The organism is Colwellia sp. 20A7 (assembly GCF_009832865.1).
Classification (GTDB): Bacteria; Pseudomonadota; Gammaproteobacteria; order Enterobacterales; family Alteromonadaceae; genus Colwellia.
Map to the genome: position 1 here is coordinate 3,435,228 of NZ_CP047130.1, position 26,487 is coordinate 3,461,714.

Sequence of the window (26,487 nt, forward strand, 5' to 3'; positions counted from 1 at the left end):
CAACAACCAACTAATTTATCAACCGTTAAATAAATCACCAAAATGTCTAGAACATTGCTAGAATATTAATTAAGCAAATTATTTACTATGGCAGGACTCCTGTTTTGAAATATTTCTCAACCGTGATTAAGTTTTTCCTTTTTATATTCTGTATTTCAGCTACATCTATTCATTTATCAGCGACTGAGAACCATACCTTTGAAAAAACACTTCCTTTAGCCGATTATTTTACCCAAACATGGAACACACATGATGGACTCCCTCACAATGGAGTTAACGCAATATCTCAAACTACTGATGGCTATCTATGGATAGCAACTTGGGAAGGTTTAGCTCGATTTAATGGTAGAGAATTTAAAGTATTTACCCGTGGTTCAAAAATAGGATTGCCTGACTCTTCGGTTAAAAGCTTAACGTCTACCACAGAAGGTAAGTTATTAGTTGCAGGCGCACGCGGTGGTTTATCAGAGCGTTATAATAACGAATGGACATCAGGCTCTTTAGCAAGCACGATGATTAACCATGCCATTTACGATAAAGATGACAATATCTGGTTAGCCTTAGAAGGAAAAGGCGTTATTTACCGGAATAAAAATTCTCAGCAAGATATGGTTATTATTAACAATATACGTGCTTATAAATTAGTAGAAGATAAGGAAGGCACTATTTGGGTAGCAACGAATAAAGGCTTATTTTCAGTAAAAAATAAAACTATCGTTCGTTCTTTTGATAAAGAATATGGTTTACCAAACTCTCCTATCGAAGATCTTATTTTAACCCATGACAATATATTAATCGTTGGTACCAAACAAGGTGCTTATAAAAAAGTAGATGGTATGTTTGAGCTATTACACCCACAGCTCGCTAATGAAAGAATTAGTAGTTTACTACAAGACAATGCAAATAATATTTGGCTTGGTACCGATAATCACGGAATTTTTAGGCTCCATAAAAATAAATTAGAGCAATTAAATGATCAAAGTGGTTTACCTAATAATAGGATATCCGCACTCTACCAAGATAAAGAACAAAGCATTTGGGTTGGTACAAGTAGTGGTTTATTTCGCTTAAGAGAAGCACCTTTTATTACATTAACCACTAAGCAAGGCTTATCTGGTAACTATATACGTGCTGTTTTATCTCATTCTGATGGCAGTATATGGGTTGGCAACAGCAAGGGCTTAAATAAGATTGTTAATAATAACGTTACGTCCATTGAAGTAACTAACTCCCACAAGAACCTTTCAGTATTGAGTTTAGCAGAAACACCAAAACAACAAGTGTTAGTGGGAACCTATAATCAAGGAGTATTCACCACAACCAGTAATGGACTTGAAAAGTTATTTACAGTCGAAGATGGCCTACCAAGCAATGAGGTTAGGAGTATTTTAGTTGATTCAGCTAATAACCTTTGGGTAGGAACAGCTTCTGGCTTAGCAAAAATATCACCTGATAATACATTAGAAATTTTTAACAAACAAAGTGGTCTACCTGCGAGTTTCATTATGACCCTTGCCGAAGATGAATTTGGCAAAGTATGGATTGGCACCGGTGACGGTATTGCTTCATATAATAAAGGAGCAATACAAACCTACAGGCTAAATGATAAGTTTGATGCGGAATATGCTTTTGGCTTTTATATTGAAAAGAATACCCTGTGGATGGCGACAGATAGAGGCCTTATTAATATTAATTTAACAACTAATGAGATGAAGGCCATAAATAAAGAAAATGGTTTACCTGTAGATAAAATATTTCAGATCGTTATCGATGATATCAATATGTTTTGGTTAACCAGTAACCGCGGTATTATTAGTATTACCAGAGAAGAAATTGATAACGTTATTCAAGGAAAGAGTAAGACTGTCGATTTTAAATTATTTTCGGAGGGTGTTGGTCTACTGAGTTCGCAAGCTAATGGGGGCTCTACACCTGCAGCCACGCTTCATAAAGATGGCAGTATTTGGGTTGCTACCTCTAAAGGCGTTAGTAACATTAACCATGAAAGATTAAAGCGTTCGGCTGAAAAAATAATTCCAGTGGTTATAGAGCAATTTGAAGCAGACGGAAAGTCTTATCCGATGCAATCCACCGTAATATTGCCTAAAGGCGCATCTCGCATCACAATTCACTATGTTGGTTTAGGCTATTTAATGTCTAAACACATTGAATATCAAACACAGTTGGTTGGCTTTGATAAAGCATGGCAGAATAAAAATAATAAAACATTCATCGAATTTACTAATTTAGAGCCAGGTGACTATACCTTTAAAATGCGAGCAAAGTATCCGAGTGGTCAATGGCAAGAGAATTTAGCGACTATTAATTTCACTGTTACACCGCTTTACTGGCAAACAACCTCTTTTAGATTATTTATCATCATCCTTATTTGCTTTGCCTTATATATGCTTTATCGATATCGTATTATCACGATCAAACGAAGCCAAGTACAATTAACAAAACTTATTGCGCAGCAAACACTTGAAATACAAAAGCAGGCAGAGTTATTTTCTTATCAAGCCAATCATGATCAACTCACGGGTTTATTCAACCGTCGCGCCTTTGATGAATGGTGTAATAATGACTTTGAAAAAGCAAAGTTAAAGCAGCAACCATTAACAGTAGCAATATTAGACATTGATCATTTCAAAAATGTTAATGATGAGTACTCACATCTTATTGGCGACCAAGTAATTAAGAAAATTGCTGATATTTTACAAGATGTTATTCAAAGTAGTATAACCCAAGTAAAATTAGCACGCTGGGGAGGTGAAGAATTCACATTACTGATTAACAGTGATGTGGAAAAATCTTATGATTTTTGTGACTTGCTTAGAGTATCAATAAAGAATTATGACTTTTCAAGTATCGCAGATAACCTTAAGATAACAATAAGTGTCGGTTTAACTGATAATAATGAAGTCATCGAATACGATAAAATGCTTAATCATGCAGATCAGGCGTTATATTTTGCTAAACATAATGGTCGTAACCAAGTAAGAATTTACCAACGTGAAGACAGCGATAATAATAAAAAGGTAAATAAACGGATTACTAAGGTGATTAGGGCAAAATCAAGAGGAAGTGATAGCTAGTTGGAAGTAAAGTGACGATATTAAAAATTTTAATATCGTCACTGATTACATAAAGGCGATTACGATTCTGTTTCTGGGCGCATGTGCGGGAACAAAATCACGTCTTTAATCGTTGGAGAGTCAGTAAATAACATCACTAAACGATCAATACCAATACCTTCACCTGCTGTTGGCGGTAAACCGTATTCTAAAGCATTGATATAGTCAGCATCGTAATGCATCGCTTCATCATCACCCGCATCTTTTTCTGTTACTTGTTTTTGGAAACGTTCAGCTTGATCTTCAGCATCATTAAGCTCTGAGAAACCATTCGCTAGTTCACGTCCACCAACAAAGAACTCAAAACGATCAGTGATGAATGGGTTTTCATCATTACGACGAGCAAGTGGTGAAACTTCCCATGGGTATTCTGTGATAAATGTTGGTTGATCTAATAAATGCTCAGCCACTTCTTCAAAAATTTCACAGATGTATTTACCTGGACCCCACACTTTCGATGCGCTACTTTCTTTAACACCAACTGCTTTCGCCATGGCTTTAATTGCATCAAAATTGTTTTCTGGATCGCGTAACACCGCTTCATCAAGTGCTTCAGCACCACGATGATCTTTGCCATATTGTAAAATAGCATCAACCATTGATAAACGTGCAAACGGCTTACCTAGGTCATAGAATTTTTCTTCTACTACTTCGCCATCATTGTTTTTAACCGTATTACGAATAGTGGTAGTACCTAATACATCTTGTGCAATAGTACGTAACATTTCTTCAGTTGTGTTCATTAAATCATGGTAATCAGCATACGCTTGGTAGAATTCAATCATGGTGAATTCTGGATTATGACGCGTTGAAATACCTTCATTGCGGAAACTACGATTGATTTCGAATACACGGTCAAAACCACCAACGACTAGACGCTTTAAGTTAAGCTCTGGCGCTATACGTAAGTACATATCCAAATCAAAGGTATTATGATGTGTCATAAATGGTTTAGCTGTTGCGCCGCCGGGGATAATTTGTAACATTGGCGTTTCAACTTCCATAAAATCACGTTGCGTTAAAAAGTTACGGATACCGGCAACAATTTTTGAACGAATTTTAAAAGTATTACGCGTATCTTCATTGATAATTAAATCAACGTAACGCTGACGATATTTCATTTCTTGATCAGATAAACCGTGGAATTTTTCTGGCAATGGGCGTAGTGATTTAGTTAACAATGAATATTCGTCCATATTCACGTAAAGATCACCTTTACCTGACTTATGTAAAATACCTTTAATACCAACGATATCGCCAATATCTAACGAACCCCATTTTTCTCTAATTTCTTTTTGTACTGTTTTTTCAGAGTAACCTTGAATACGACCTGACGAATCTTGTATTACTAGAAATGGTCCGCGTTTTGCCATTACTCGACCAGCAATAGCATAAGTAACCTGTAGTGCTTCAAGTTCTTCTTTCGTTTTTTCACCGTGTTCAGCTTGAATATCTGCAGCTAAATGCTCACGATTAAAATCGTTAGGAAAACCATTTGCTGAACAATTAGAGCGAATTTTTTCAAGCTTAACACGACGCTCAGCAATGAGTTTATTTTCGTCTTGTGCTGCGGGTGCATTATTTGCTTGGCTGGCTTTAGTAGCTTTATCTGTCATTTTGTTTCTCAAAGTTATCTTTAGTTTTTCAATGTGTTGAATGGATTATTTTAAGCTTAATTCTACAAACCAGACTTCAAACTGGCTTCTAAGAATTTGTCTAAATCACCATCTAAAACGGCCTGGGTGTTTCTATTCTCAACACCCGTTCTTAAATCTTTAATACGGCTATCATCTAATACGTAAGAGCGAATTTGACTACCCCAACCTATATCTGACTTACCATCTTCTAACTCTTGTTTGCCTTCATTTTGCTTTTGCATTTCCATTTCATACAACTTAGCTTTAAGCAGCTTCATCGCAGTGGCACGGTTCTTATGTTGAGAACGATCGGCCTGACACGCAACCACAGCACCTGTTGGTTCATGAGTAATACGAATAGCTGAATCTGTTTTGTTTACATGCTGACCACCTGCGCCAGAAGCACGAAAGGTATCAATACGTAAGTCGGCAGGGTTAATATCAATTTCAATATTGTCATCTATTTCAGGATAAATAAACGCTGAAGCAAATGAAGTATGACGTCGCCCTGATGAATCAAATGGTGATTTTCGAACTAAGCGATGTACACCCGTTTCTGTGCGCAACCAACCAAAAGCGTATTCACCGGTGTATTTAATAGTACAACCTTTAATACCAGCAACATCACCACCAGTCACTTCAATCGCTTCGGTTTTATAACCATGCGCTTCGCCCCAACGCAAATACATTCGCATTAGCATTTCAGCCCAATCTTGCGCTTCTGTACCGCCAGAGCCAGATTGAATATCTAAGTAGCAGTTATTAGCATCTTGTTCGCCACAAAACATACGGCGGAACTCTAGCTTTTGTAAAATAGTATCTAGCGTATCAGCTTCGTCTTGAGCATCATCAAAAGTTTCTTGATCTTCTTCTTCAATAGCGAGTTCAAGTAAACCCTCTATATCATCACAACCCGTTTCTAATTCAACAATGGTATTAACCACCTCTTCTAGAGAGCTACGTTCTTTACCTAACGCTTGTGCCCGCTCAGGCTCATTCCAAACATCAGGTAATTCTAATTCTCGTGAAACTTCAACTAGGCGCTCAGCTTTAACATCGTAGTCAAAGGTACCCCCGAAGTAGGTCAGCACGTTCACGGATTTCTTTTAATTTATTTATTATTGGGTTAACTTCAAACATAAGTCTTCGAACAGAATCCTTCAAGCTAAAATCAGCATTAACATACAGCTGGTAATAACGAGCTAAACAGCAAAAAATAGTGGCGTATTATAGCGCAAAAATATGAGTAAATAAACGACTAAGAAGCAGTGATTTCTCGACTTTACGTTAGAGCAATTAATGACTAGGTCTTGGCAACTGTGAGGTTTTCTATCATCAACTGTACTGTTCGTTTACCGCGAAACTCATTAACATCTAATCGATAAGCTAAATGCACTTGCTTTGCTTGGTTATTTGGCCACGCTTTAATATCAACATTAAAGGCGATCCCATCAATGATTATGCCGGCTTTTTCTAGCACTAATTTAAGGTGCTTTTCACCGACAATACGCTGTTGTACTAAAGTAAATATACCGTCGAACAAAGGCTCAGGAAAGTTCTGTCCCCATGGACCTGCTTCTCTGAGCTGTTCAGCAAAGGTTAACGTGATGTGATTAGTGTCTAACTCACCATCAGATAAAATGATACTTTGTAGATCTTCAGCTTTGAGCCACTGACTTGCTAACTCGTTAAAAACGTTTTGAAATTTATCAAAGTTTTGCAAGGTAATTGACAATCCGGCTGCCATCGCATGGCCACCAAACTTTATAATTAATCCCGGATTTTGACTATCTATATGCTCTAATAAATCACGTATATGCAAGCCAGGGATAGAACGAGCTGAGCCCTTAATCTCTTGGAGGCTTGGTTGGAGTTGTTCATCTTCTCTGCCTGTTGCAAAGACAATACAAGGACGGTGATATTTTTCTTTTAAGCGTCCAGCAACAATACCAATAACACCTTGATGCCAGTCTTGTTGATACAGTGCTATCGCACTGGGTAAGTTATGTTCGTCAAAGCTTAATGATTTAAAAACGCTTTCAGCTTCTAACTGCATACCTTGTTCTATTTCTCTTCGTGCTTTATTTAGGTCATCTAACTCTACAGCCATTGCTCTAGCACTGATTAAATCAGGAGCGAGTAAGCAATTAATCCCATAAGACATATCATCTAAGCGACCCGCTGCGTTTATTCTTGGCCCTAGCGCAAAACCAAAATCTGACGCAACTAAACGCTGTTGGTTTTTATTGGCAATTTCAATTAATGCTTGAATACCAGGACGTGTTTGCCCTGCGCGTATACGTTTTAGGCCTTGTTCTACTAAAATTCTATTATTTCCATCAAGTGAAACAACATCAGCGACAGTACCTAAAGCAACTAAATCGAGTAATTGAGCAATATTGGGTTCATTAATATTTTGATTTGCAAAATAGTTTTTTTCACGCAGATAACTGCGTAATGCCAGCATTACGTAGAAAGCGACACCTACGCCAGCAAGTGATTTACTTGGGAATGGGCAATGGGGTTGATTGGGATTAACAATAGCATCGGCATTTGGTAGTTCATGTCCAGGTAAATGGTGATCCGTAACAATCACTTGTAAGCCAAGCTCTTTTGCACGATTAACACCGGCAACACAGCTGATGCCATTATCAACGGTCACTAACATTTCTGCCCCCTGATTAGCAGCTATATCAACTATTTCAGGCGTTAATCCATAACCATATTCAAATCGATTAGGCACTAAAAATGAATGATTACTGCTCCCCATGGAAGATAACGCAACCATCATTAACGCTGTACTCGTTGCTCCATCGGCATCAAAATCACCAACAATAACAATATTAGTTTTATCAAGTAATGCCTGATAGAGCAGCTCACTAGCATCGTCTAACCCTTTTAGGGCGTAGCTAGTCCCTTCAACAACACTCAACCCTTGTAAATTAGCTACTTTTAAATCTAATTGTTTTGCTGTTTGAACACCTCGACAAGCATATATTTGTTTAATAATAGGCGGCAAGCTATTAGGAAGGTGATCGTCACTAAAGTGCTCGCGGCGAATTATTTTTTTCATACTTTATATGTCTTAATTGTTTATCTAAAATTTAAATTATATACTTTCCAATAATTTTAATAATTGTTTTGGCTCTTGGTAACCTGGTACTAGCATACCATTTGATAAAACTAATGCTGGTGTACCATTAACGCCAATTTGACGACCAAAGTTCAACTGTTCTTCAATAGGTTTTTCACAAACGCGATAAGCGACACTACCGGTATTTTTCCCACGAGTCATTGCCGCTTTTGGATCTTCATTACACCATACCGAACGTAAGTCTTTAAACCCTTGAGAATAGTTTCCAGCTTGATCTTTAATTCCCGCGCGAGGAAAAGCTAAATAACGAAAAGTGATACCAAGATCGTTATATTCAGCCATTTGTTTGTGCATTTTACGACAATAACCACAGCTAATATCAGTAAAGGCCGATACAACATACTTTTCATCTTTTGCTTTAAAAACAATCATGTCATCTTTAAATTGTTCAACGCCATCAAGGCGAACTTTAGCTAAACTCGCTTCAGATAAGTCCGTTACTTTAGAAACTAAACTGTAAACTTTACCTTGAATAAAGTAATTACCATCGTAACTAGAATAAAATACACCTTGATCACTCATAAGCAAAGCGATACCTGGTACAGGCGTTTTTTCAACTTTATTAATAGTTAAACCCAACTTTGCTTTGATTTTTGCTTTAAGCATGTCGACATTTAATTCTGCTTGGGTTGATTCAATATTTTTTACTGCAACATTTGATTCTGATGCATTATTTGCTACGGCCATTTGATTGACCGAAAAAAAACTAACTGCAACTGCAGTAACTACACCACCAATAATGAATAACTTTTTAAACATACTTTATTTCCTAAATTTACTTCGATTAATAATGAAACTAAGTGACGTAACTCATTACTCACTTAATACTATGCAGATAAGCAGACCGCGTTGTTGCCAAAGAAATTACAGCTGATAATGTAACTTTGCAAACAATAAATTGAATTGTACTAAATGCTTTTGTTAAGATCATGGCAATTTATACCAAATGAAATAATTAATAAACTACTTCATTTAGTATTACATCTATTCTTACACTTTAGGCAAACTAATATGAAAATTGGCTTATTCTATGGCTCAAGTACATGTTATACCGAAATAGCAGCTGAAAAAATTCAAGAAACCATAGGCGCTGATTTAGTTGAGTTACATAACATTAAAGATATTCCACTAGCAAACTGTCTTGATTACAACTTTATTATATTGGGTATTTCCACATGGGATTACGGTGAACTTCAAGAAGACTGGGAATCTATTTGGTTAGATATTAATGATATTGACTTAACAGGCAAAGTCGTTGCTTTGTATGGTATGGGTGATCAAATTGGCTATACTGATTGGTTTCAAGATGCCCTTGGAATGTTACATGAGCAAGTATTAGCACAAGGTGCGATATTAATAGGTTATTGGCCCAATCAAGGGTATGAATTTTCAGCGTCAAAGGCACTCACAGAAGATAATCAACACTTTGTTGGTTTAGCACTTGATGAAGATAATCAATATGAACTCAGTGAAAACAGAATTCAACAATGGTGCGAACAAGTTTTAGAAGAATATAGCGAAAGCTGATTTTTAAAATAGATGGTTATTGCTATCAAGATAAAGTAGTTACAGGCAACACGAAAAGCACTATAATAACGCAATAGTAATATCCATCTAAAATTAGTGAAAAATCATTTATGTTTGAGCAATTTGATCTCGATTCAGAATTATTAGCCAATGTGAAAGCATTAGGTTACAAAAAGCCTACTTCTATTCAGGAATTAGTAATTCCAAAAGCAATGACAGGTAAAGATATACTTGCCTCTGCACCAACAGGAACAGGTAAAACCGCTGCATTTTTGCTTCCTATTGCTCAACATCTACTTGATTACCCTCGCACTAAACCGGGTTTCCCTCGTGTATTAATATTAACACCTACACGCGAATTAGCGATTCAAATAGGTGAAGATAGTGAAAACCTTACTAAGTTATCTAAAATAAAAACGGGTGTAATTACCGGTGGTGTAAATTATGGCAGCCATAATGATATTTTAAACAGCACTACGGATATTTTAGTTGCGACACCAGGACGGTTATTAGAATACATAGAAAACGAGCAGTTTGATGCTCGAGAAATAGAAATATTAGTACTTGATGAAGCTGATCGCATGCTAGATCTAGGCTTTAGTGAAGCGATTAATCGTATAGTAGGTGAAGCTCGTTGGCGTAAACAAACCATGCTTTTCTCAGCAACATTGGAAAGTACGGGTGTTATTCGTTTTGCGAAAGAAGTATTAACAGAGCCTGAATTTTTAGAAGCGACACCTTCACGTAAAGAAAAAGCTAAAATACACCAGTGGTTACATCTGGCGGATAGTGCAACCCATAAATTAGATTTATTGGTTAATACCTTGAAACAAGAAGGCGTGAATCGCACCGTTGTTTTTGCTAATAAACGAGAAACGGTTCAGTATCTTTCAGGCAAATTATATGCTGAAGAATTACCTTGTGTTTGGCTTGAAGGCAAAATGCCACAAGATAAACGCAACCAAGCAATTGAACGCTTTAAAAATGGTGAAGTTAAAGTACTAGTAGCAACAGACGTTGCAGCTCGTGGATTAGATATTGATGATATAACTCATGTCATTAATTTTGATATGCCACGCCAGGTCGATATTTATGTCCATCGCATTGGTCGTACAGGTAGAGCGGGTTCAAAAGGTACTGCTATTTCATTGATAGAGGCCCATGATATGGGCGTTATTGGAAAAATTGAGCGTTATCAAAATGAACGTCTTCAACGAAGAGTTATTAGTGAACTTCGCCCTAAAAATAAAGAGGCTAAGGTTGCTAGCAAAAAAGCAAAAGTGAAACGCACTACTTCTCAGAAAAAAGCTAAAGCTAAAAAACAGATCAAGACAAAAGTCAAAAAAAGTAAATCATAAACTTATGCGCTAATAAATGTTAAGCCTTTTGTAACGTAACCTATGCGTGATTCATTTTAATATAAACAATAACTAGATGAAATGAATCACATAAACACATTACGAGCAGTCTAAAAAGTAATTGCCTTTATCGGGATTGAAAATGAACCCAAAAGATAATAAAAATAAACTTACCGACACTTTTATCAGTTATCGCAGAACGATCAAGGCCTTTATTAGTCGCATTGTTAAGCCTGACGATATTGATGACATCGTACAAGAAACCTTTGTACGCAGCTACGAAGCAAATATGAAACAAGAAATAAAATATGCTCGTAGTTATATGCTTAAAACAGCTAAAAATATTGCCTATAATCATAATGCTAAATGGGACAATAAATATAATGACTCGATAGAGAGCTTTGTTGAGCTACCTCTAGAATTAAGTAGTAATCACTTTGAAGACGACTACGAGTCTAAAGAACGATTTTTATCTTTTTGTCGAGCCACTGAACAGCTATCTGGATCTATACGTAAGTGTTTTATTTTAAAGAAAGTATACGGACTTAGCCAAAAAGAAATAGCACAATATCTACAGTTAAGTGAAAGCACCGTTGAAAAGCATGTAGCTAAAGGCTTATTAAAAAGTTTTCAATATATGGAACAAATTCATCATAAAGACGGTCAAACTTTAGTAATCAAAAATATTAAAAAAGCAAAAGTACGAATGTAGCCACTATCACTAGTCAATAAACTAAAAATATCGAAGAATAATCGAGTAACGTAATGAGCAATGTAAGTCAATTTCACACTAAAGAAGACATTCAGGCACAAGCTTGCCTTTGGATTAGTCGTATGGATCGTGGCTTATCGCTATTTGAACAACAAGAATTAGTTGTTTGGTGCGAGCAGAATACTGCACACCTTAATGCGTTATTAGATATGGCCTCATATTGGGATGACGTTTCTGTTCTTAATGAGTTAAGTGATTTATTTCCATTAGATAAGCTTAAAACAATTCGTCATCACTTCTCTGCTATCGTATTAGCGGCCAGCGTTGCTATTGTGTCTATACTTTCAGTCAATGCCTTTATTGATAAATCATTTTTACCTTTCATTCCTTCGTTAAACGAGCAATCGTTAACACAAACACAAATCTTAAAAACCAATGTAGGTGAGCAGAATAGCTTTACTATGAATGATGGTACTCACATTCAATTAAATACAAATACGATTGTTCATGTGTCTTACACACCATCATCACGCCAATTAACATTAATGCAAGGGGAAGCAAGATTTGATATAGCTAAAGATAAATCACGTCCCTTCACTGTAACCTCGGGTGATAAATCATTCACAGCATTAGGGACTATATTTAATGTACAAAAAAATGGTCATAGTGATATTGAATTGATGGTAACTGAAGGTAGAGTTTTAATTACTAAAGCAACAGAAACACTTGAAGTGATAAAGCATACTTTACTAACAACAGATGAAAACACAAATAAAACAGAGTTACCTGGAATACTTGTCAATTCAGGTGAAAAAGCGACAATAACAAAACAGTCTGAAATGCCTATTGAACAAGTATCACTTGATCAAATACAGCGTGATTTAGCTTGGCAACAAGGTATGCTAATTTTTAATGGTGAGCCGTTATCCAATGCACTAACTGAAGTAAGTAGGTACACTGAAACTCATTTTAAAATAACTGACCCTAAAATTGCCAACATTAAAGTATCAGGGTACTTTAAAGCTAACGATGTAGAAGGTTTATTAGCCTCACTAAAAAGTAATTTTAACATTAGTTATTCAAAAACAGCTAATAGTACAATTTTACTTGCCTTAAATGAATAATCCATCCGCTTAATATTTAAATATCAACCTCCCTGTCATTTTATCAAAACATGCCCTTATTGTTTACTAGCTATTTCTCATCATTTAGCTTAATTTAAATAATTCAAATTAATTTAAAAAACTATAGAGGATTTCTTCTGCTCACTTGTTTATTAATACTGCACCGTTGGCGAGATAAATTTCGTCTGTTCCAACTGTCAGCCAAACTTAAATCGTTACTAAAGTATTTCATTAGCCTGAATATAGTTTTAGTAACCTTCAATGCAGATGCTGCTAGTTTGAAGCGCTATGATATTAACAAACAACGAGCTGATAAAGCCTTAATCTCATTTGCACAAAAGGCAAATCAAACCATTATATTCTCGTTTGATTTAACTAAGCAGTATCAAGCAAATGAATTAAAAGGCTACTTTTCAGTAAGCTCTGGTCTCAAAAAATTATTACAAGACTCTGGCTTAATTGCTGTTGTTAATAACTCTGGTCAACTTAGCATTCAAGTTGATAAACACTATAGAGGAATTACAACAATGAAAAATAACAAAGTAAAATTAGCACTAATACCAATGATATTAGGTGCAGCTAGTCAAACAGCCCTAGCCCAAGAAACAGCACAGGCAGATGAAAGTAGTGTAGAAAAAATATCTATTATTGGTAGTCGTGTTGCTGGACGTTCAGCTGATGACCTACCCGTACCGGTTGATATCCTTTCAGCTGAGGCCCTTGCCAATACAGGGCAAACTGAAGTAGGTAGAATGCTACAAGCTATAGCGCCTTCTTTTAACTTCTCTAGCTCTGCTATTAGTGATGGTACCGATGCACTACGTCCCGCTACTTTACGTGGCTTAGGACCCGATCAAACGCTAGTACTTGTAAATGGAAAGCGACGTCATCAAGCAAGTTTAATACACATAAATACCTCCGTTGGTCGTGGTACTGCGGGTACAGATATGAATGCGATTCCAGCTTCATCAATTAAGCGTATAGAAGTGCTTCGAGATGGTGCTGCAGCACAATATGGCTCTGACGCAATAGCAGGTGTTATTAATATTGTTTTAAATGATGCTAGTGAAGGCGGTAAAGCAGCAATTTCTTATGGTGAATACTCAGAAGGTGATGGTGAAACTACGAATGTAGATATTTCTAAAGGCTTTGCTTTAGGAGATAACGGATATTTAAATACTACCTTAAATTTCCGTGACCGCGGTTATACTAACAGAGCGGGTTTACATGGTTCATGTCAATTCACTGGCTGTACTGATTTAGGTGATGGTAGCATGCTACTAGGTGATCCTCGTGAAGCAACAGCGACACGTAATACTTTTAGAATTGGCGATGCAGACTCAAATCAATTTGGTTTAACCGTTAACACAGGTTACGACCTAGCTGGTGGTGAATTATATGGCTTTATCACTTATTCAAAGCGTGAAAATGAATCAGCCGCTTTCTTTCGACATAATGCAAATACTGATGGTAATGCACCATTATTAGATGGTGACGCCACTGTACCAATGGGCTTCTTACCTAAAATAAATTCAGATATTAAAGATATTTCCTATAACTTTGGTTATCAAACTGACTTTGATAATGGAGCAACGTTAGATTTATCTTATACCTATGGTCAAAATAATATCGACTATACAACAAGTGATTCTATTAATTCATCTTTTGCCAATGCATTACAATATAACGCAGACGGTTCTTACGCTGATATTACACCTGATGAAATACGAAACTCAGTACCTAAAGAAGCGTTTGCCTATGGTTTAGAACTAGCTTTATCAACAATAAATATTGATTATACTCAAGACTTCGACTTATTTTCATTAGCAATGGGCGCTGAGATTCGTACTGACACCTATAAAATAACACCAGGTGATGAATACTCCTATAGAGATTACGATACTGTGTTAGGCCAAAGTTTATTTGCTACAGACACTGGCGCTGGTATTCAAGGTTTTGGCGGTATAGGGGCAATATCAGCCGTAGATGAAACGCGTAATGTGATTTCGTTTTATGCAGATGCTGAAATGGAAGTTACAGAAGATTTAATTGTAAGTGGTGCAGTACGCTACGATGACTACGATGGTTTTGGTGACAGCAGCAACTTCAAACTTGCTGCTAATTGGTCTTTAACTGAAGACGTTGCTATCCGTGGTGCTATGAGTACAGGCTTCCGCGCTCCATCAATGCAACAATTATATTTTAATAATATCAGTACACAATTTAAAACTAACCCAGATGATCCTACTGGTGATCAAATTGCGGTACAAGTTGGTACATTCCGTAACGACTCAACATTAGCACAAGCTATTGGTATTCCTGAGTTAAAAGAAGAAGAATCAACGAACTTTAGCCTTGGTACTGTTATTCGACTTGCTGACAGTATTAACTTAACTATCGATTGGTATTCAATTGATATTGATGATCGTATTGTATTAAGTAATTCTCTTGGTCAAGGTTTATCTTCAGCATTAGACTCAGCATTATTAGCTGCTGGCGCTGGTGGCGGACAATTTTTCTTAAATGGTGCCGATACTGAAACAACAGGTATAGATATAATAGCGACTTGGAATGGTGAGATGTTGGGTGGTGATTTAGATTTGACCTTCGCGGCTAACTTTACTGAAACTGATGTTGTTAATTTATTTACCCCTGCTAATAGTGGCCTAGGTGATGTTTCACCTGATAAGATATTTTCTGAGCAAGACATATCAATTATTGAAGAGTGGCAACCGCAGGATCGTATTAGTTTGAGTGGTTTATATAGAGTGGGTGACTTCACTGTAAACCTAGCTTTTAATCGTTATGGTGAATACACAGTTACAGATGGTGGACAACAAACCTATGGTGCTGAAATATTAACTGATCTACGTGTAAATTATCAAATGAATGAGAATATTTCATTTAATATTGGTGGTAATAATTTATTTGATGTTTACCCTGATAAGAATGAAATTGGCAACTCACGTACAGGTACTATTGTTGATGCTAGTGGTAATGTCATCGTTAATAGCCCTGGTGTATTCACATACTCTAGACGCTCTGCACCATTTGGATTTAATGGCGCGTTCTATTATGCTGGTGTTGAATATAAATTTTAAGACAAAAACTTAAAGTATATAAATAAAAAAACCTGAATTAATTCAGGTTTTTTTTATTTCTAACATTAATCAAAGTTATTTATAATGCCAGTTTCATTAATTAGGTGAACAATTTTATACGTAGAAAAAACTGCCAAATATAAGGCATTTATTTCAATAACTATTTGTTCTAATTATTAAATAAATAACGATGTAGTTGGTGATTTTAGCAAGTAGAAATGATCACATAGCTAGTGAGATTAGTATAATTATTTTCTGCGTCTATTATTACTGTTACGACCTCTTAACGCCTTATCTCTTGCTTTCTTTTTATTTTCTGGTCTCTTAGGAGCACTAACTTTTGTTAAATCAGGTTCATAACCTGGTAACCACTGTTGTAATAATCGTTCATCAATCACTTTTTCAATCGCCGTTAATAACCACTCTTCACTTGGTGAAAGTAAAGAAAGCGCTAAACCACTTTTACCAGCACGACCTGTACGGCCAATACGATGTACATAATCTTCAGCAACATAAGGTAACTCATAATTAACAACATAACCTAAATCAACTATATCGATACCACGAGCAGCTACATCAGTAGCGACCAGAGCTCGTGTTTTTCCTTCTTTAAATTCTAATAATGCTTTATCTCGAGCACCTTGTGACTTATCGCCATGAAGTGACTGAGCTTTAATACCATCTTTACAAAGTTCTTTGGCAAGATCGTCTGCTGTTTGTTTAGTTCGAGTAAAAATAAGCACTTGCTTCCAATTTTTAGAACCAATTAAATAGGACAGTAATTCACGCTTTCGATCTGCATCAACGGTATACACAAGCTGCTCAACACTATCGGCTATTTCAGTTTTTTCATCAATAGTAATCACTTGAGGATCTTGCAATAGTAATTTACTAAATTTATATAATGAATCGTCAAATGTGGCGGAAAATAATAACGTCTGCCTTTTTTCTGGTACTTGCTGCATGATACGATCAATTTCGGCTTTAAAGCCAAGATCTAATATTCGGTCAGCTTCATCAAACACTAAAACAGATAACTCATCCAAACTTAAGTGCTTATTAAATAATAAATCTAATAATCGCCCAGGTGTCGCGATCAACACATCAACACCTTCAGCGATATTACTCACTTGCGGCTTGATACTTACGCCACCAAAAACAGCGGCTACTTTAAGGTCAGTATTAATGCTATATTGATTAAAATTTGTATAAATCTGTTGAACTAACTCTCTAGTTGGCGCAAGCACTAAAACAGATAATGCCGTAGCTCTATTCGGAGTAACAAGAAGATTATTAAGTATCGGTAACGCAAAAGCAGCAGTTTTACCTGTCCCTGTTTTTGCCCTAGCCATAACATCATTACCCGCTAGAATAAGAGGTATAGCTTTTTCTTGAATATCAGTTGCCTGAGTATACTCAAGTGTTTTGAGGTTTTCTTGTAAAGAACTTATTAGTGGAAGACTAGAGAATTTCATATCAATTTAAATAACAAAATAGTGTGATAAGTTTACCAGATTTTCATATTAATATACTGAGAATAAATAAAGATATATGAAAACTCATACACAGCAATCGCTAGCTGAGAGTATTGCATACTAGCCACACGACCTTGGAAGTGATATCGATGCATATATGTACTTTTTTCTGTGTATTTATTAAAACCCATACAGCAAAAAGCCCGACTCTTTCGAATCGGGCTTCCCCTTATATAATAAGGAGTGAAGTTTATACCAATTCCGATAATTTTGTGATCTAATGTAAGCTTAAATATAAGGCTTAAAATGACTCATAACTTATCACAGCTTATTTCATCAACGACTAATGCAAGAATGCGATTACGATTGCTTGCTGTATCTCACTTTATCGATGGAAAAAATCGCACACAAATAGCTACTTTCTTGAAAGTTAGCCGCACTAGCGTTAATAAATGGATCCATACTTATTTACATGATGGCTTAGAGGGACTTAAAGAAAAAAAACATACAGGTCGCCCAAAATCTTTGGATGATAAGCAGCTATCACAACTGAAAAGTTTTGTTATCAATTCTGCTATAAAACCGAGTGGTGGTAGGCTTCAAGGAAAAGATATACAAGAATATATTGCGACAGAGTTTGGTGTTGTCTACCAAAAATCTAATGTATACGACACACTACACCAGCTTGAACTAAGCTGGGTAACAACACGTTCAAAGCACCCTAAGCAATCCATTGAGACACAAGAAACCTTTAAAAAAATTCCAATTTGAAACGATCGCCAAGATCCCGTTATCGATATCGCTTGATCAAGTCGATGTGTGGTTTCAGGATGAAGCGCGGTTTGGTCAGCAAAACACAACGACCAGAGTGTGGGCAGAAAAAGGAACGCGCCCTAGGGCAATCAAACAGCAGCAGTTTACCTACGCTTATTTGTTTGGCGCAGTCTGCATCACCAATGGAAAAACAGAAGCTATCGTAGCCCCATTAAGTAATATGGATGTGATGGCGTCACACTTAGCACTCATTTCAAAGGCGACAGAAGAGGGACGACATGCTGTAGTCTTGATGGATGGTGCCAGTTGGCATCAAAAGTATCTTGATGACGAATACAACAATTTGACGATCATCCATATTCCTCCCTATTCACCCGAGTTAAATCCAATTGAGCAAGTGTGGTCATGGATGAGGCAGAATGAAATAGCTAACCGTTGTTTCAAGGATTATGAGGATATTGTTGAGAAGTGCTCAGAAGCTTGGAACAGCTTCAGAAGTAATACTAATACCAATTCCGATAATTTTGTGATCTAATGTAAGCTTAAATATAAGGCTTAAAATGACTCATAACTTATCACAGCTTATTTCATCAACGAGTAATGCAAGAATGCGATTACGATTGCTTGCTGTATCTCACTTTATCGATGGAAAAAATCGCACACAAATAGCTACTTTCTTGAAAGTTAGCCGCACTAGCGTTAATAAATGGATCCATACTTATTTACATGATGGCTTAGAGGGACTTAAAGAAAAAAAACATACAGGTCGCCCAAAATCTTTGGATGATAAGCAGCTGTCACAACTGAAAAGTTTTGTTATCAATTCTGCTATAAAACCGAGTGGTGGTAGGCTTCAAGGAAAAGATGTACAAGAATATATTGCGACAGAGTTTGGTGTTGTCTACCAAAAATCTAATGTATACGACACACTACACCAGCTTGAACTAAGCTGGGTAACAACACGTTCAAAGCACCCTAAGCAATCCATTGAGACACAAGAAACCTTTAAAAAAATTCCAATTTGAAACGATCGCCAAGATCCCGTTATCGATATCGCTTGATCAAGTCGATGTGTGGTTTCAGGATGAAGCGCGGTTTGGTCAGCAAAACACAACGACCAGAGTGTGGGCAGAAAAAGGAACGCGCCCTAGGGCAATCTCACCGAGACTGGGCCATGATGACCAGTTAATTATCGGAATTGGTATAACAGCAAAAAGCCCGTCACTTTCGTAACGGGCTCTTCGGGTGTACCTTGCGGTACGAATAGAAGTTTAGCAATGTCCTACTCTCACATAAAGAGAAGAACACCCACACGCTATCATCATCCGGCGCTACGGCGTTTCACTTCTGTGCGCCGCGGCTGTATTAGCGAATGGGTTCAGGTGGGGCCACAGCACTATTGTTGTATTTTTTAATAGCTAACAGCAAAAAGCCCGTCACTTTCGTAACGGGCTCTTCGGGTGTACCTTGCGGTACGAATAGAAGTTTAGCAATGTCCTACTCTCACATGGGAACTCCCACACTACCATCGGCGCTACTGCGTTTCACTTCTGAGTTCGGAATGGAGTCAGGTGGTACCACAGCGCTATTGTCGCTAAACAAAAAAAGGCAATCTTAGAAAGCTGTAAATATCGTTTTGTTCTTTATTCTTATTCAAGTAACACGTAAGTACGTGTGTTTTCTAATGTCAGTCTTCATACAATTCACTTCATAGTCTCTCTCAAAACTACTTGGGTGTTGTATGGTTAAGCCTCACGGGCAATTAGTATCAGTTAGCTCAAGACCTCACAGCCCTTACACACCTGACCTATCAACGTTGTAGTCTCCAACGACCCTTTAGGGAGCTTAAAGCTCCAGTGAGAACTCATCTCAAAGCCTGCTTCCCGCTTAGATGCTTTCAGCGGTTATCAGTTCCGAACGTAGCTACCGGGCAATGCTATTGGCATAACAACCCGAACACCAGCGGTTCGTCCACTCCGGTCCTCTCGTACTAGGAGCAGCCCTCTTCAATTCTCAAACGCCCACGGCAGATAGGGACCGAACTGTCTCACGACGTTCTAAACCCAGCTCGCGTACCACTTTAAATGGCGAACAGCCATACCCTTGGGACCGACTTCAGCCCCAGGATGTGATGAGCCGACATCGAGGTGCCAAACACCGCCGTCGATATGAACTCTTGGGCGGTATCAGCCTGTTATCCCCGGAGTACCTTTTATCCGTTGAGCGATGGCCCTTCCATACAGAACCACCGGATCACTATGACCTACTTTCGTACCTGCTCGACGTGTCTGTCTCGCAGTTAAGCTGGCTTATGCCATTGCACTAACCGTATGATGTCCGACCATACTTAGCCAACCTTCGTGCTCCTCCGTTACTCTTTGGGAGGAGACCGCCCCAGTCAAACTACCCACCAGACAGTGTCCCCAAGCCCGATTAGGGCCCTAGGTTAGAACATCACGCATACAAGGGTGGTATTTCAAGATTGGCTCCACAAAATCTAGCGACTCTGTTTCAACGCCTCCCACCTATCCTACACATGTAGGAGCAATGTTCACTGTCAAGCTATAGTAAAGGTTCACGGGGTCTTTCCGTCTAGCCGCGGGTATACGGCATCTTAACCGCAAATTCAATTTCACTGAGTCTCGGGTGGAGACAGTGTGGCCATGATTACGCCATTCGTGCAGGTCGGAACTTACCCGACAAGGAATTTCGCTACCTTAGGACCGTTATAGTTACGGCCGCCGTTTACCGGGGCTTCGATCATCAGCTTCGACCTAAGTCTAACCGAATCAATTAACCTTCCGGCACCGGGCAGGCGTCACACCGTATACGTCATCTTTCGATTTTGCACAGTGCTGTGTTTTTAATAAACAGTTCCAGCCACCTGGTTACTTCGACTGCTCTGAGCTTAGGAAGCAAGTTCCATCACCCTGAGCAGCGTACCTTCTCCCGAAGTTACGGTACTATTTTGCCTAGTTCCTTCACCCGAGTTCTCTCAAGCGCCTTAGTATTCTCTACCTAACCACCTGTGTCGGTTTGGGGTACGGTTCCTATATATCTGAAGCTTAGAAGCTTTTCCTGGAAGCATGGCATCAATGACTTCATGTCCGTAGACACTCGTCTCGAGTCTCAGTGTTAACAGCAACCCGGATTTACCTAAGTCGCCCACCTACATTCTTTCACACGGACTACCAACGCCGTGCTCATCTAGCCTACTCCGTCCCTCCTTCGCAATATATAGAAGTACAGAAATATTAATCTGTTTCCCATCGACTACGCGTTTCCGCCTCGCCTTAGGGGCCGACTTACCCTGCCCTGATTAACATGGGACAGGAAACCTTGGTCTTTCGGCGGGGGAGTTTTTCACTCCCCTTATCGTTACTCATGTCAGCATTCGCACTTGTGATACCTCCAGCAAACTTCTCAATTCACCTTCAACGGCTTACACAACGCTCCCCTACCACTTAATCCTAAGATTAAATCCGCAGCTTCGGTGACTAGTTTAGCCCCGTTACATCTTCCGCGCAGACCGACTCGACTAGTGAGCTATTACGCTTTCTTTAAAGGATGGCTGCTTCTAAGCCAACCTCCTAGCTGTCTATGCCTTTCCACATCGTTTCCCACTTAACTAGTACTTTGGGACCTTAGCTGGCGGTCTGGGTTGTTTCCCTCTTCACAACGGACGTTAGCACCCGCAGTGTGTCTCCCGCATATCACTCATTGGTATTCGGAGTTTGCAAAGGGTTGGTAAGTCGGGATGACCCCCTAGCCTTAACAGTGCTCTACCCCCAATGGTGTTCGTGCGAGGCTCTACCTAAATAGATTTCGGGGAGAACCAGCTATCTCCCGGCTTGATTAGCCTTTCACTCCGACCCACAAGTCATCACCGCATTTTTCAACATACGTGTGTTCGGTCCTCCAGTTGATGTTACTCAACCTTCAACCTGCCCATGGGTAGATCGCCGGGTTTCGGGTCTATACCCTGCAACTAAACGCGCAGTTAACACTCGCTTTCGCTACGGCTCCCCTAATCGGTTAACCTTGCTACAGAATATAAGTCGCTGACCCATTATACAAAAGGTACGCAGTCACCCGACTAAATCGGGCTCCCACTGCTTGTACGTATGCGGTTTCAGGTTCTATTTCACTCCCCTCACAGGGGTTCTTTTCGCCTTTCCCTCACGGTACTGGTTCACTATCGGTCAGTTAGTAGTATTTAGCCTTGGAGGATGGTCCCCCCATATTCAGACAAAGTTTCACGTGCTCCGTCCTACTCGATTTCACTTAAAGGTTGCTTTAGTGTACGGGACTATCACCCTGTATCGTCTTACTTTCCAGTAAGTTCCACTAGCGCCCAATAAGCTTAAGGGCTGATTCGCGTTCGCTCGCCGCTACTAACGAAATCTCGGTTGATTTCTTTTCCTCGGGGTACTTAGATGTTTCAGTTCTCCCGGTTCGCTTCATTATCCTATGTATTCAGATAATGATACCTAGCTTATGCTAAGTGGGTTTCCCCATTCGGACATCTTTGGCTATAACGGTTTTTATCACCTCACCAAAGCTTTTCGCAGATTAACACGTCCTTCATCGCCTCTAACTGCCAAGGCATCCACCACATACGCTTAGTCACTTAACCATACAACCCTAAGTAGTCTTTTCTAATAAAAGAAGAAAACAAAGTACACCGTGGAGACTAATCCACAGTAATTGTAAAGTCTGACATTTTCACGTACTCAATATATCCGAAGATATAAGATGAGTTACTTGATAAGACATCTTTGCTCTAAGAGCAAGTATGAATTCGATAATACATCCTTGGGGGATGCATTATCACCATTACAGCATTCACGATAAGAGAATGTTGTAACAGCTTGGTATTTATACTGTAACAAACAACAGCGCGACACCGTGTTTGTCATATAAATACCGATATTTATATCAGCTTTCCAGATTGTTAAAGAACTAATTTTTAACTCACATTCGGTTAAAAACTTGATTATCCCTCCTAATGGAGAGTAAAAACCAAATTTAAAATCACTTAACAAGCGTATTTAAATTTGGCTTCTTTCTTTTATGAAGAATTAATACCATTTCGTTTTATCTCAAGGTGGTTTGTAGCGACGTGTAGTCTTTTCTACACGAGACTGCGAACTTACGCAGATATAACACGAAATTGGTAGGTCTGGGCAGACTTGAACTGCCGACCTCACCCTTATCAGGGGTGCGCTCTAACCAGCTGAGCTACAGACCTATTTTATAAACAAGCCCTACTGAGCTTTTTTCTTCATTTCATTATCATACAATTTGTGTGAATACTCTGAACATCTCTTAAAAGGGATATTCCATTATTCGTTTTTACTTCAAGATAAGGAGGTGATCCAACCCCAGGTTCCCCTAGGGTTACCTTGTTACGACTTCACCCCAGTCATGAAACACAAAGTGGTGACCGTCCTCCCGAAGGTTAAACTAGCCACTTCTTTTGCATCCCACTCCCATGGTGTGACGGGCGGTGTGTACAAGGCCCGGGAACGTATTCACCGTAGCATTCTGATCTACGATTACTAGCGATTCCGACTTCACGGAGTCGAGTTGCAGACTCCGATCCGGACTACGACAAGCTTTGTGGGATTCGCTCAACCTCGCGGTATTGCTGCCCTCTGTACCTGCCATTGTAGCACGTGTGTAGCCCATCCCGTAAGGGCCATGATGACTTGACGTCGTCCCCACCTTCCTCCGGTTTATCACCGGCAGTCTCCTTAGAGTTCCCGCCATAACGCGCTGGCAAATAAGGATAGGGGTTGCGCTCGTTGCGGGACTTAACCCAACATTTCACAACACGAGCTGACGACAGCCATGCAGCACCTGTCACAGAGTTCCCGAAGGCACAAGTCTATCTCTAGTCTCTTCTCTGGATGTCAAGGGATGGTAAGGTTCTTCGCGTTGCATCGAATTAAACCACATGCTCCACCGCTTGTGCGGGCCCCCGTCAATTCATTTGAGTTTTAACCTTGCGGCCGTACTCCCCAGGCGGTCAACTTAGTGCGTTAGCTGCGCCACTCACGCCTCAAGGGCACAAACGGCTAGTTGACATCGTTTACGGCGTGGACTACCAGGGTATCTAATCCTGTTCGCTCCCCACGCTTTCGTTCCTCAGCGTCAGTATCTGTCCAGGTGGCCGCCTTCGCCACTGATGTTCCTTCCAATCTCTACGCATTTCACCGCTACACTGGAAATTCCACCACCCTCTACAGTACTCTAGTCTACCAGTTCAAAATGCAGTTCCAAGGTTGAGCCCTGGGCTTTCACATCTTGCTTACTATACGCCTACGAACGCTTTACGCCCATTCCGATTAACGCTTGCACCCCTCGTATTACCGCGGCTGCTGGCACGAAGTTAGCCGGTGCTTCTTCTGTTGTTAACGTCACAGAATGCAGCTATTAACTACATCCCTTTCCTCACAACTGAAAGTGCTTTACAACCCGAAGGCCTTCTTCACACACGCGGCATGGCTGCATCAGGCTTTCGCCCATTGTGCAATATTCCCCACTGCTGCCTCCCGTAGGAGTCTGGGCCGTGTCTCAGTCCCAGTGTGGCTGATCATCCTCTCAAACCAGCTAGAGATCGTCGCCTTGGTGAGCCATTACCTCACCAACTAGCTAATCTCACTTGGGCTAATCAAATGGCGAGAGGTCCGAAGATCCCCCCCTTTGGTCCGTAGACGTTATGCGGTATTAGCAGTCGTTTCCAACTGTTGTCCCCCACCATAAGGCATATTCCCAAGCATTACTCACCCGTCCGCCGCTCGTCAGCAGATAGCAAGCTATCTCTGTTACCGCTCGACTTGCATGTGTTAAGCCTGCCGCCAGCGTTCAATCTGAGCCATGATCAAACTCTTCAATTAAAAATCGTTTGTGTAACCTCACCATTCCTACCTAAGTAAGTAAAAGTGATGTGTTACTGCTCAATGAATTCTGTCGTGATATCCTCTCAACCTAATAAAAGGCGAAGCTGATATCGCATTACATAGTCGCTACCTATCTCGCTAGAAATAAGTAACTATATTTATTTGCATGAACATCATTCATTAAGCGTTTTTTTGTTTCTTGCTACAAGAGCGAAAAACTATGTAAAAACAAGTTAATGTGAGTATTCACACAAATTGCATGATAACTAATTGTTAAAGAAACTTACCCTATAAAGGTAAGGAGTAAATAATCTCATTCGTTATTTACTTGACTTCGTTGCTGTTGCCCCGAAGCAGGATGCGTATCATACGCTTCCGAGTTTTAATGTCAACGTTTTATTTTGATTTATTTAAAAGTTTTTGCAAACTCTCAAACCCTTCATTCTAAAACGCTAAGTTAACTATTTATCATTAAAATGAGAGTAGATAACTTATTAAAACAGCCCGTTGATGATTCGTTTTGCCTGAACCCCTTGGAACTGGAGCGCATTCTAGAGATTTCTGAAAAATGGTCAAGGCTTTTCTTTAAATCTTTATTCGTTCGAAGATATATTGAACTAAATGCATTTTTATTAGACTAAAGTATGGACTTCCTGCTACTTTTGGTCTTTTATAGGTACCAATAACACTGTTTTTACTTGTGTCATTGGAGTTTATTTTCGCTTATCAAGTTGATGGATCAATATAATAAGTTTTTATTAATCAATTGGAACCCCACTATGAAGTTACTACCTCTGTTATGTTTAATTGGTTTTCTTTTTTCATTTACTGCTAATAGTAATCCACATAGCTTGAAGCAAACTCGACAAATAGCAGTCCTATCAACAATGTTTGATCAACTTATGTATCGTCAGATTAATTCTGAAATGGCAGTTGAAAGAAGTGTTAATGCTTTACTAAGGAGTTATCCAGAACAAATAACTTCGGTACTGAAAATAGCGGTCGCTAAGTATCCTCAGGAATACGAACAGATTATATGTGGTGCGATAAGAGCAGAGCCCGCACTCACGAGTGATGTTGTTCATATTATATTAAAGTCTAATATTGCTAGTATTGAAGATATTATTAGTTTTGCAGTATCCGAAGAACCAGCTTACGCTGTAGAAATAGTAAATGCCGCTGTTTCACATACACCTTCTAATATAGAAAACATTGTTCGCGTTGCTATAATGACAGAACCACTCATGGCTAAGCAAATTGTAGACTCCACCATGCAAAGTTATCCTGAAAAAATATTAGATATTCTAGCGGTGGCGATTAAAGCCCTACCTGAACAAGTAAGTAGTATTGTGAGAAATACCTTAAGAATTTCACCAGATAATACTGAAGTTGTTAGTATTGCTGTCAATTCATCTAGTGGTAATAAAGCACGTGAGATTATATCGACAGCGGTAAAGTCAGGTATTTCTCAAGAATCAGCAACCGCTGCGGCAATTGCTGGTGGCGCATTAAAATCGGATATAGCTAAGGTAAATGAATAATTAAGACTATATTTACTATTAGTATTAGTATTAGTATTAGTATTA

15 protein-coding genes, 1 tRNA gene and 3 rRNA genes are annotated in these 26,487 nt (G+C 38.9%); 10 read left to right on the top strand and 9 right to left on the bottom strand.

Annotated elements, in window-relative coordinates:
• The first annotated feature begins 104 nt into the window (after positions 1-104).
• A complete protein-coding gene (locus GQS55_RS14785; protein ID WP_159821229.1) occupies positions 105-3,095 on the top strand; it encodes a ligand-binding sensor domain-containing protein in 2,991 nt (996 codons plus the stop codon).
• A 59-nt stretch (positions 3,096-3,154) separates the two neighbouring features.
• Here the strand turns inward: GQS55_RS14785 and lysS are convergent, their stop codons facing one another.
• The 4 genes from lysS to dsbC all read right to left on the bottom strand — a co-directional run bounded on the left by lysS (position 3,155) and on the right by dsbC (position 8,684).
• On the bottom strand, positions 3,155-4,750 hold the full coding sequence (lysS, locus tag GQS55_RS14790; protein WP_159821230.1) for a lysine--tRNA ligase: 1,596 nt from the start codon (positions 4,748-4,750) through the stop codon (positions 3,155-3,157).
• Between the two features lie 62 nt (positions 4,751-4,812).
• A protein-coding gene (gene prfB, locus GQS55_RS14795; RefSeq protein WP_201294523.1) for a peptide chain release factor 2 occupies positions 4,813-5,911 on the bottom strand; the annotation gives its coding sequence in 2 pieces (ribosomal slippage) (positions 4,813-5,835 and positions 5,837-5,911; 1,098 coding nt in all).
• A 163-nt stretch (positions 5,912-6,074) separates the two neighbouring features.
• Positions 6,075-7,844 (bottom strand): single-stranded-DNA-specific exonuclease RecJ, encoded by a 1,770-nt coding sequence (recJ, locus tag GQS55_RS14800; RefSeq protein WP_159821232.1) that lies wholly within the window; start codon positions 7,842-7,844, stop codon positions 6,075-6,077.
• A 36-nt stretch (positions 7,845-7,880) separates the two neighbouring features.
• The gene (gene dsbC, locus GQS55_RS14805) at positions 7,881-8,684 is read right to left on the bottom strand and encodes a bifunctional protein-disulfide isomerase/oxidoreductase DsbC (protein WP_236559655.1); all 804 of its coding nucleotides are present in this window, start codon (positions 8,682-8,684) and stop codon (positions 7,881-7,883) included.
• Positions 8,685-8,936: 252 nt separating this feature from the next.
• Here dsbC and fldB point away from each other — a divergent pair, with 252 nt between their 5' ends.
• From fldB to GQS55_RS14830, 5 genes are all read left to right on the top strand, one after another.
• On the top strand, positions 8,937-9,452 hold the full coding sequence (gene fldB / locus GQS55_RS14810) for a flavodoxin FldB (RefSeq protein WP_159821233.1): 516 nt from the start codon (positions 8,937-8,939) through the stop codon (positions 9,450-9,452).
• A gap of 110 nt (positions 9,453-9,562) precedes the next feature.
• Positions 9,563-10,810, top strand: a complete 1,248-nt coding sequence (gene srmB, locus GQS55_RS14815) for an ATP-dependent RNA helicase SrmB (protein ID WP_159821234.1) — start codon at positions 9,563-9,565, stop codon at positions 10,808-10,810.
• Between the two features lie 142 nt (positions 10,811-10,952).
• The gene (locus GQS55_RS14820) at positions 10,953-11,522 is read left to right on the top strand and encodes an RNA polymerase sigma factor (RefSeq protein WP_159821235.1); all 570 of its coding nucleotides are present in this window, start codon (positions 10,953-10,955) and stop codon (positions 11,520-11,522) included.
• 53 nt (positions 11,523-11,575) lie between these two features.
• A complete protein-coding gene (locus GQS55_RS14825; RefSeq protein ID WP_159821236.1) occupies positions 11,576-12,646 on the top strand; it encodes a FecR family protein in 1,071 nt (356 codons plus the stop codon).
• A gap of 527 nt (positions 12,647-13,173) precedes the next feature.
• Positions 13,174-15,747: a TonB-dependent receptor plug domain-containing protein gene (locus GQS55_RS14830; protein WP_442872198.1), complete on the top strand. Its 2,574-nt coding sequence runs from the start codon at positions 13,174-13,176 to the stop codon at positions 15,745-15,747.
• Between the two features lie 248 nt (positions 15,748-15,995).
• Here the strand turns inward: GQS55_RS14830 and GQS55_RS14835 are convergent, their stop codons facing one another.
• Entirely contained in the window at positions 15,996-17,222 is a 1,227-nt protein-coding gene (locus GQS55_RS14835; RefSeq protein ID WP_159821237.1) for a DEAD/DEAH box helicase, read from the bottom strand.
• A gap of 306 nt (positions 17,223-17,528) precedes the next feature.
• Here GQS55_RS14835 and GQS55_RS14840 point away from each other — a divergent pair, with 306 nt between their 5' ends.
• Genes GQS55_RS14840 through GQS55_RS14850 form a run of 3 tightly spaced genes read left to right on the top strand, consistent with a single transcriptional unit; the run spans position 17,529 to position 19,021 of the window.
• Positions 17,529-17,993 carry a helix-turn-helix domain-containing protein gene (locus GQS55_RS14840; RefSeq protein WP_159821238.1) on the top strand — a complete coding sequence of 155 codons (465 nt, stop codon included), beginning with the start codon at positions 17,529-17,531 and terminating at the stop codon, positions 17,991-17,993.
• On the top strand, positions 17,956-18,531 hold the full coding sequence (locus GQS55_RS14845; RefSeq protein WP_159821239.1) for an IS630 family transposase: 576 nt from the start codon (positions 17,956-17,958) through the stop codon (positions 18,529-18,531). The genes GQS55_RS14840 and GQS55_RS14845 overlap by 38 nt, the downstream gene beginning before the upstream one ends.
• Positions 18,532-18,556: 25 nt before the next feature.
• Complete coding sequence (locus GQS55_RS14850) at positions 18,557-19,021, top strand: helix-turn-helix domain-containing protein (RefSeq protein ID WP_159821240.1); 465 nt, start codon at positions 18,557-18,559, stop codon at positions 19,019-19,021.
• A 459-nt stretch (positions 19,022-19,480) separates the two neighbouring features.
• Here GQS55_RS14850 and rrf read toward each other — a convergent pair.
• From rrf to GQS55_RS14875, 4 genes are all read right to left on the bottom strand, one after another.
• Positions 19,481-19,595 (bottom strand): 5S ribosomal RNA (rrf, locus tag GQS55_RS14860).
• 142 nt (positions 19,596-19,737) lie between these two features.
• Positions 19,738-22,632, bottom strand: a 23S ribosomal RNA gene (locus tag GQS55_RS14865).
• A gap of 538 nt (positions 22,633-23,170) precedes the next feature.
• Positions 23,171-23,247, bottom strand: a tRNA-Ile gene (locus GQS55_RS14870).
• 115 nt (positions 23,248-23,362) lie between these two features.
• Positions 23,363-24,898 (bottom strand): 16S ribosomal RNA (locus GQS55_RS14875).
• The 16S, 23S and 5S rRNA genes sit together here with 1 tRNA gene alongside, the layout of an rRNA operon.
• A 782-nt stretch (positions 24,899-25,680) precedes the next feature.
• Here GQS55_RS14875 and GQS55_RS14880 point away from each other — a divergent pair.
• Positions 25,681-26,442, top strand: coding sequence for a hypothetical protein (locus GQS55_RS14880; RefSeq protein WP_159821242.1), 762 nt, complete (start codon positions 25,681-25,683; stop codon positions 26,440-26,442).
• Positions 26,443-26,487: the final 45 nt, after the last annotated feature.

What these genes read in the sequence shown, in the direction of transcription:
- GQS55_RS14880 (WP_159821242.1), top strand. Translation starts at nt 25,681, where the DNA reads ATGAAGTTACTACCTCTGTTATGTTTAATTGGTTTTCTTTTTTCATTT.
- GQS55_RS14850 (WP_159821240.1), top strand. Translation starts at nt 18,557, where the DNA reads ATGACTCATAACTTATCACAGCTTATTTCATCAACGAGTAATGCAAGA.
- fldB (WP_159821233.1), top strand. Translation starts at nt 8,937, where the DNA reads ATGAAAATTGGCTTATTCTATGGCTCAAGTACATGTTATACCGAAATA.
- srmB (WP_159821234.1), top strand. Translation starts at nt 9,563, where the DNA reads ATGTTTGAGCAATTTGATCTCGATTCAGAATTATTAGCCAATGTGAAA.
- GQS55_RS14840 (WP_159821238.1), top strand. Translation starts at nt 17,529, where the DNA reads ATGACTCATAACTTATCACAGCTTATTTCATCAACGACTAATGCAAGA.
- lysS (WP_159821230.1), bottom strand. Translation starts at nt 4,750, where the DNA reads ATGACAGATAAAGCTACTAAAGCCAGCCAAGCAAATAATGCACCCGCA.
- GQS55_RS14830 (WP_442872198.1), top strand. Translation starts at nt 13,174, where the DNA reads ATGAAAAATAACAAAGTAAAATTAGCACTAATACCAATGATATTAGGT.
- GQS55_RS14835 (WP_159821237.1), bottom strand. Translation starts at nt 17,222, where the DNA reads ATGAAATTCTCTAGTCTTCCACTAATAAGTTCTTTACAAGAAAACCTC.
- GQS55_RS14825 (WP_159821236.1), top strand. Translation starts at nt 11,576, where the DNA reads ATGAGCAATGTAAGTCAATTTCACACTAAAGAAGACATTCAGGCACAA.
- dsbC (WP_236559655.1), bottom strand. Translation starts at nt 8,684, where the DNA reads ATGTTTAAAAAGTTATTCATTATTGGTGGTGTAGTTACTGCAGTTGCA.
- recJ (WP_159821232.1), bottom strand. Translation starts at nt 7,844, where the DNA reads ATGAAAAAAATAATTCGCCGCGAGCACTTTAGTGACGATCACCTTCCT.
- GQS55_RS14820 (WP_159821235.1), top strand. Translation starts at nt 10,953, where the DNA reads ATGAACCCAAAAGATAATAAAAATAAACTTACCGACACTTTTATCAGT.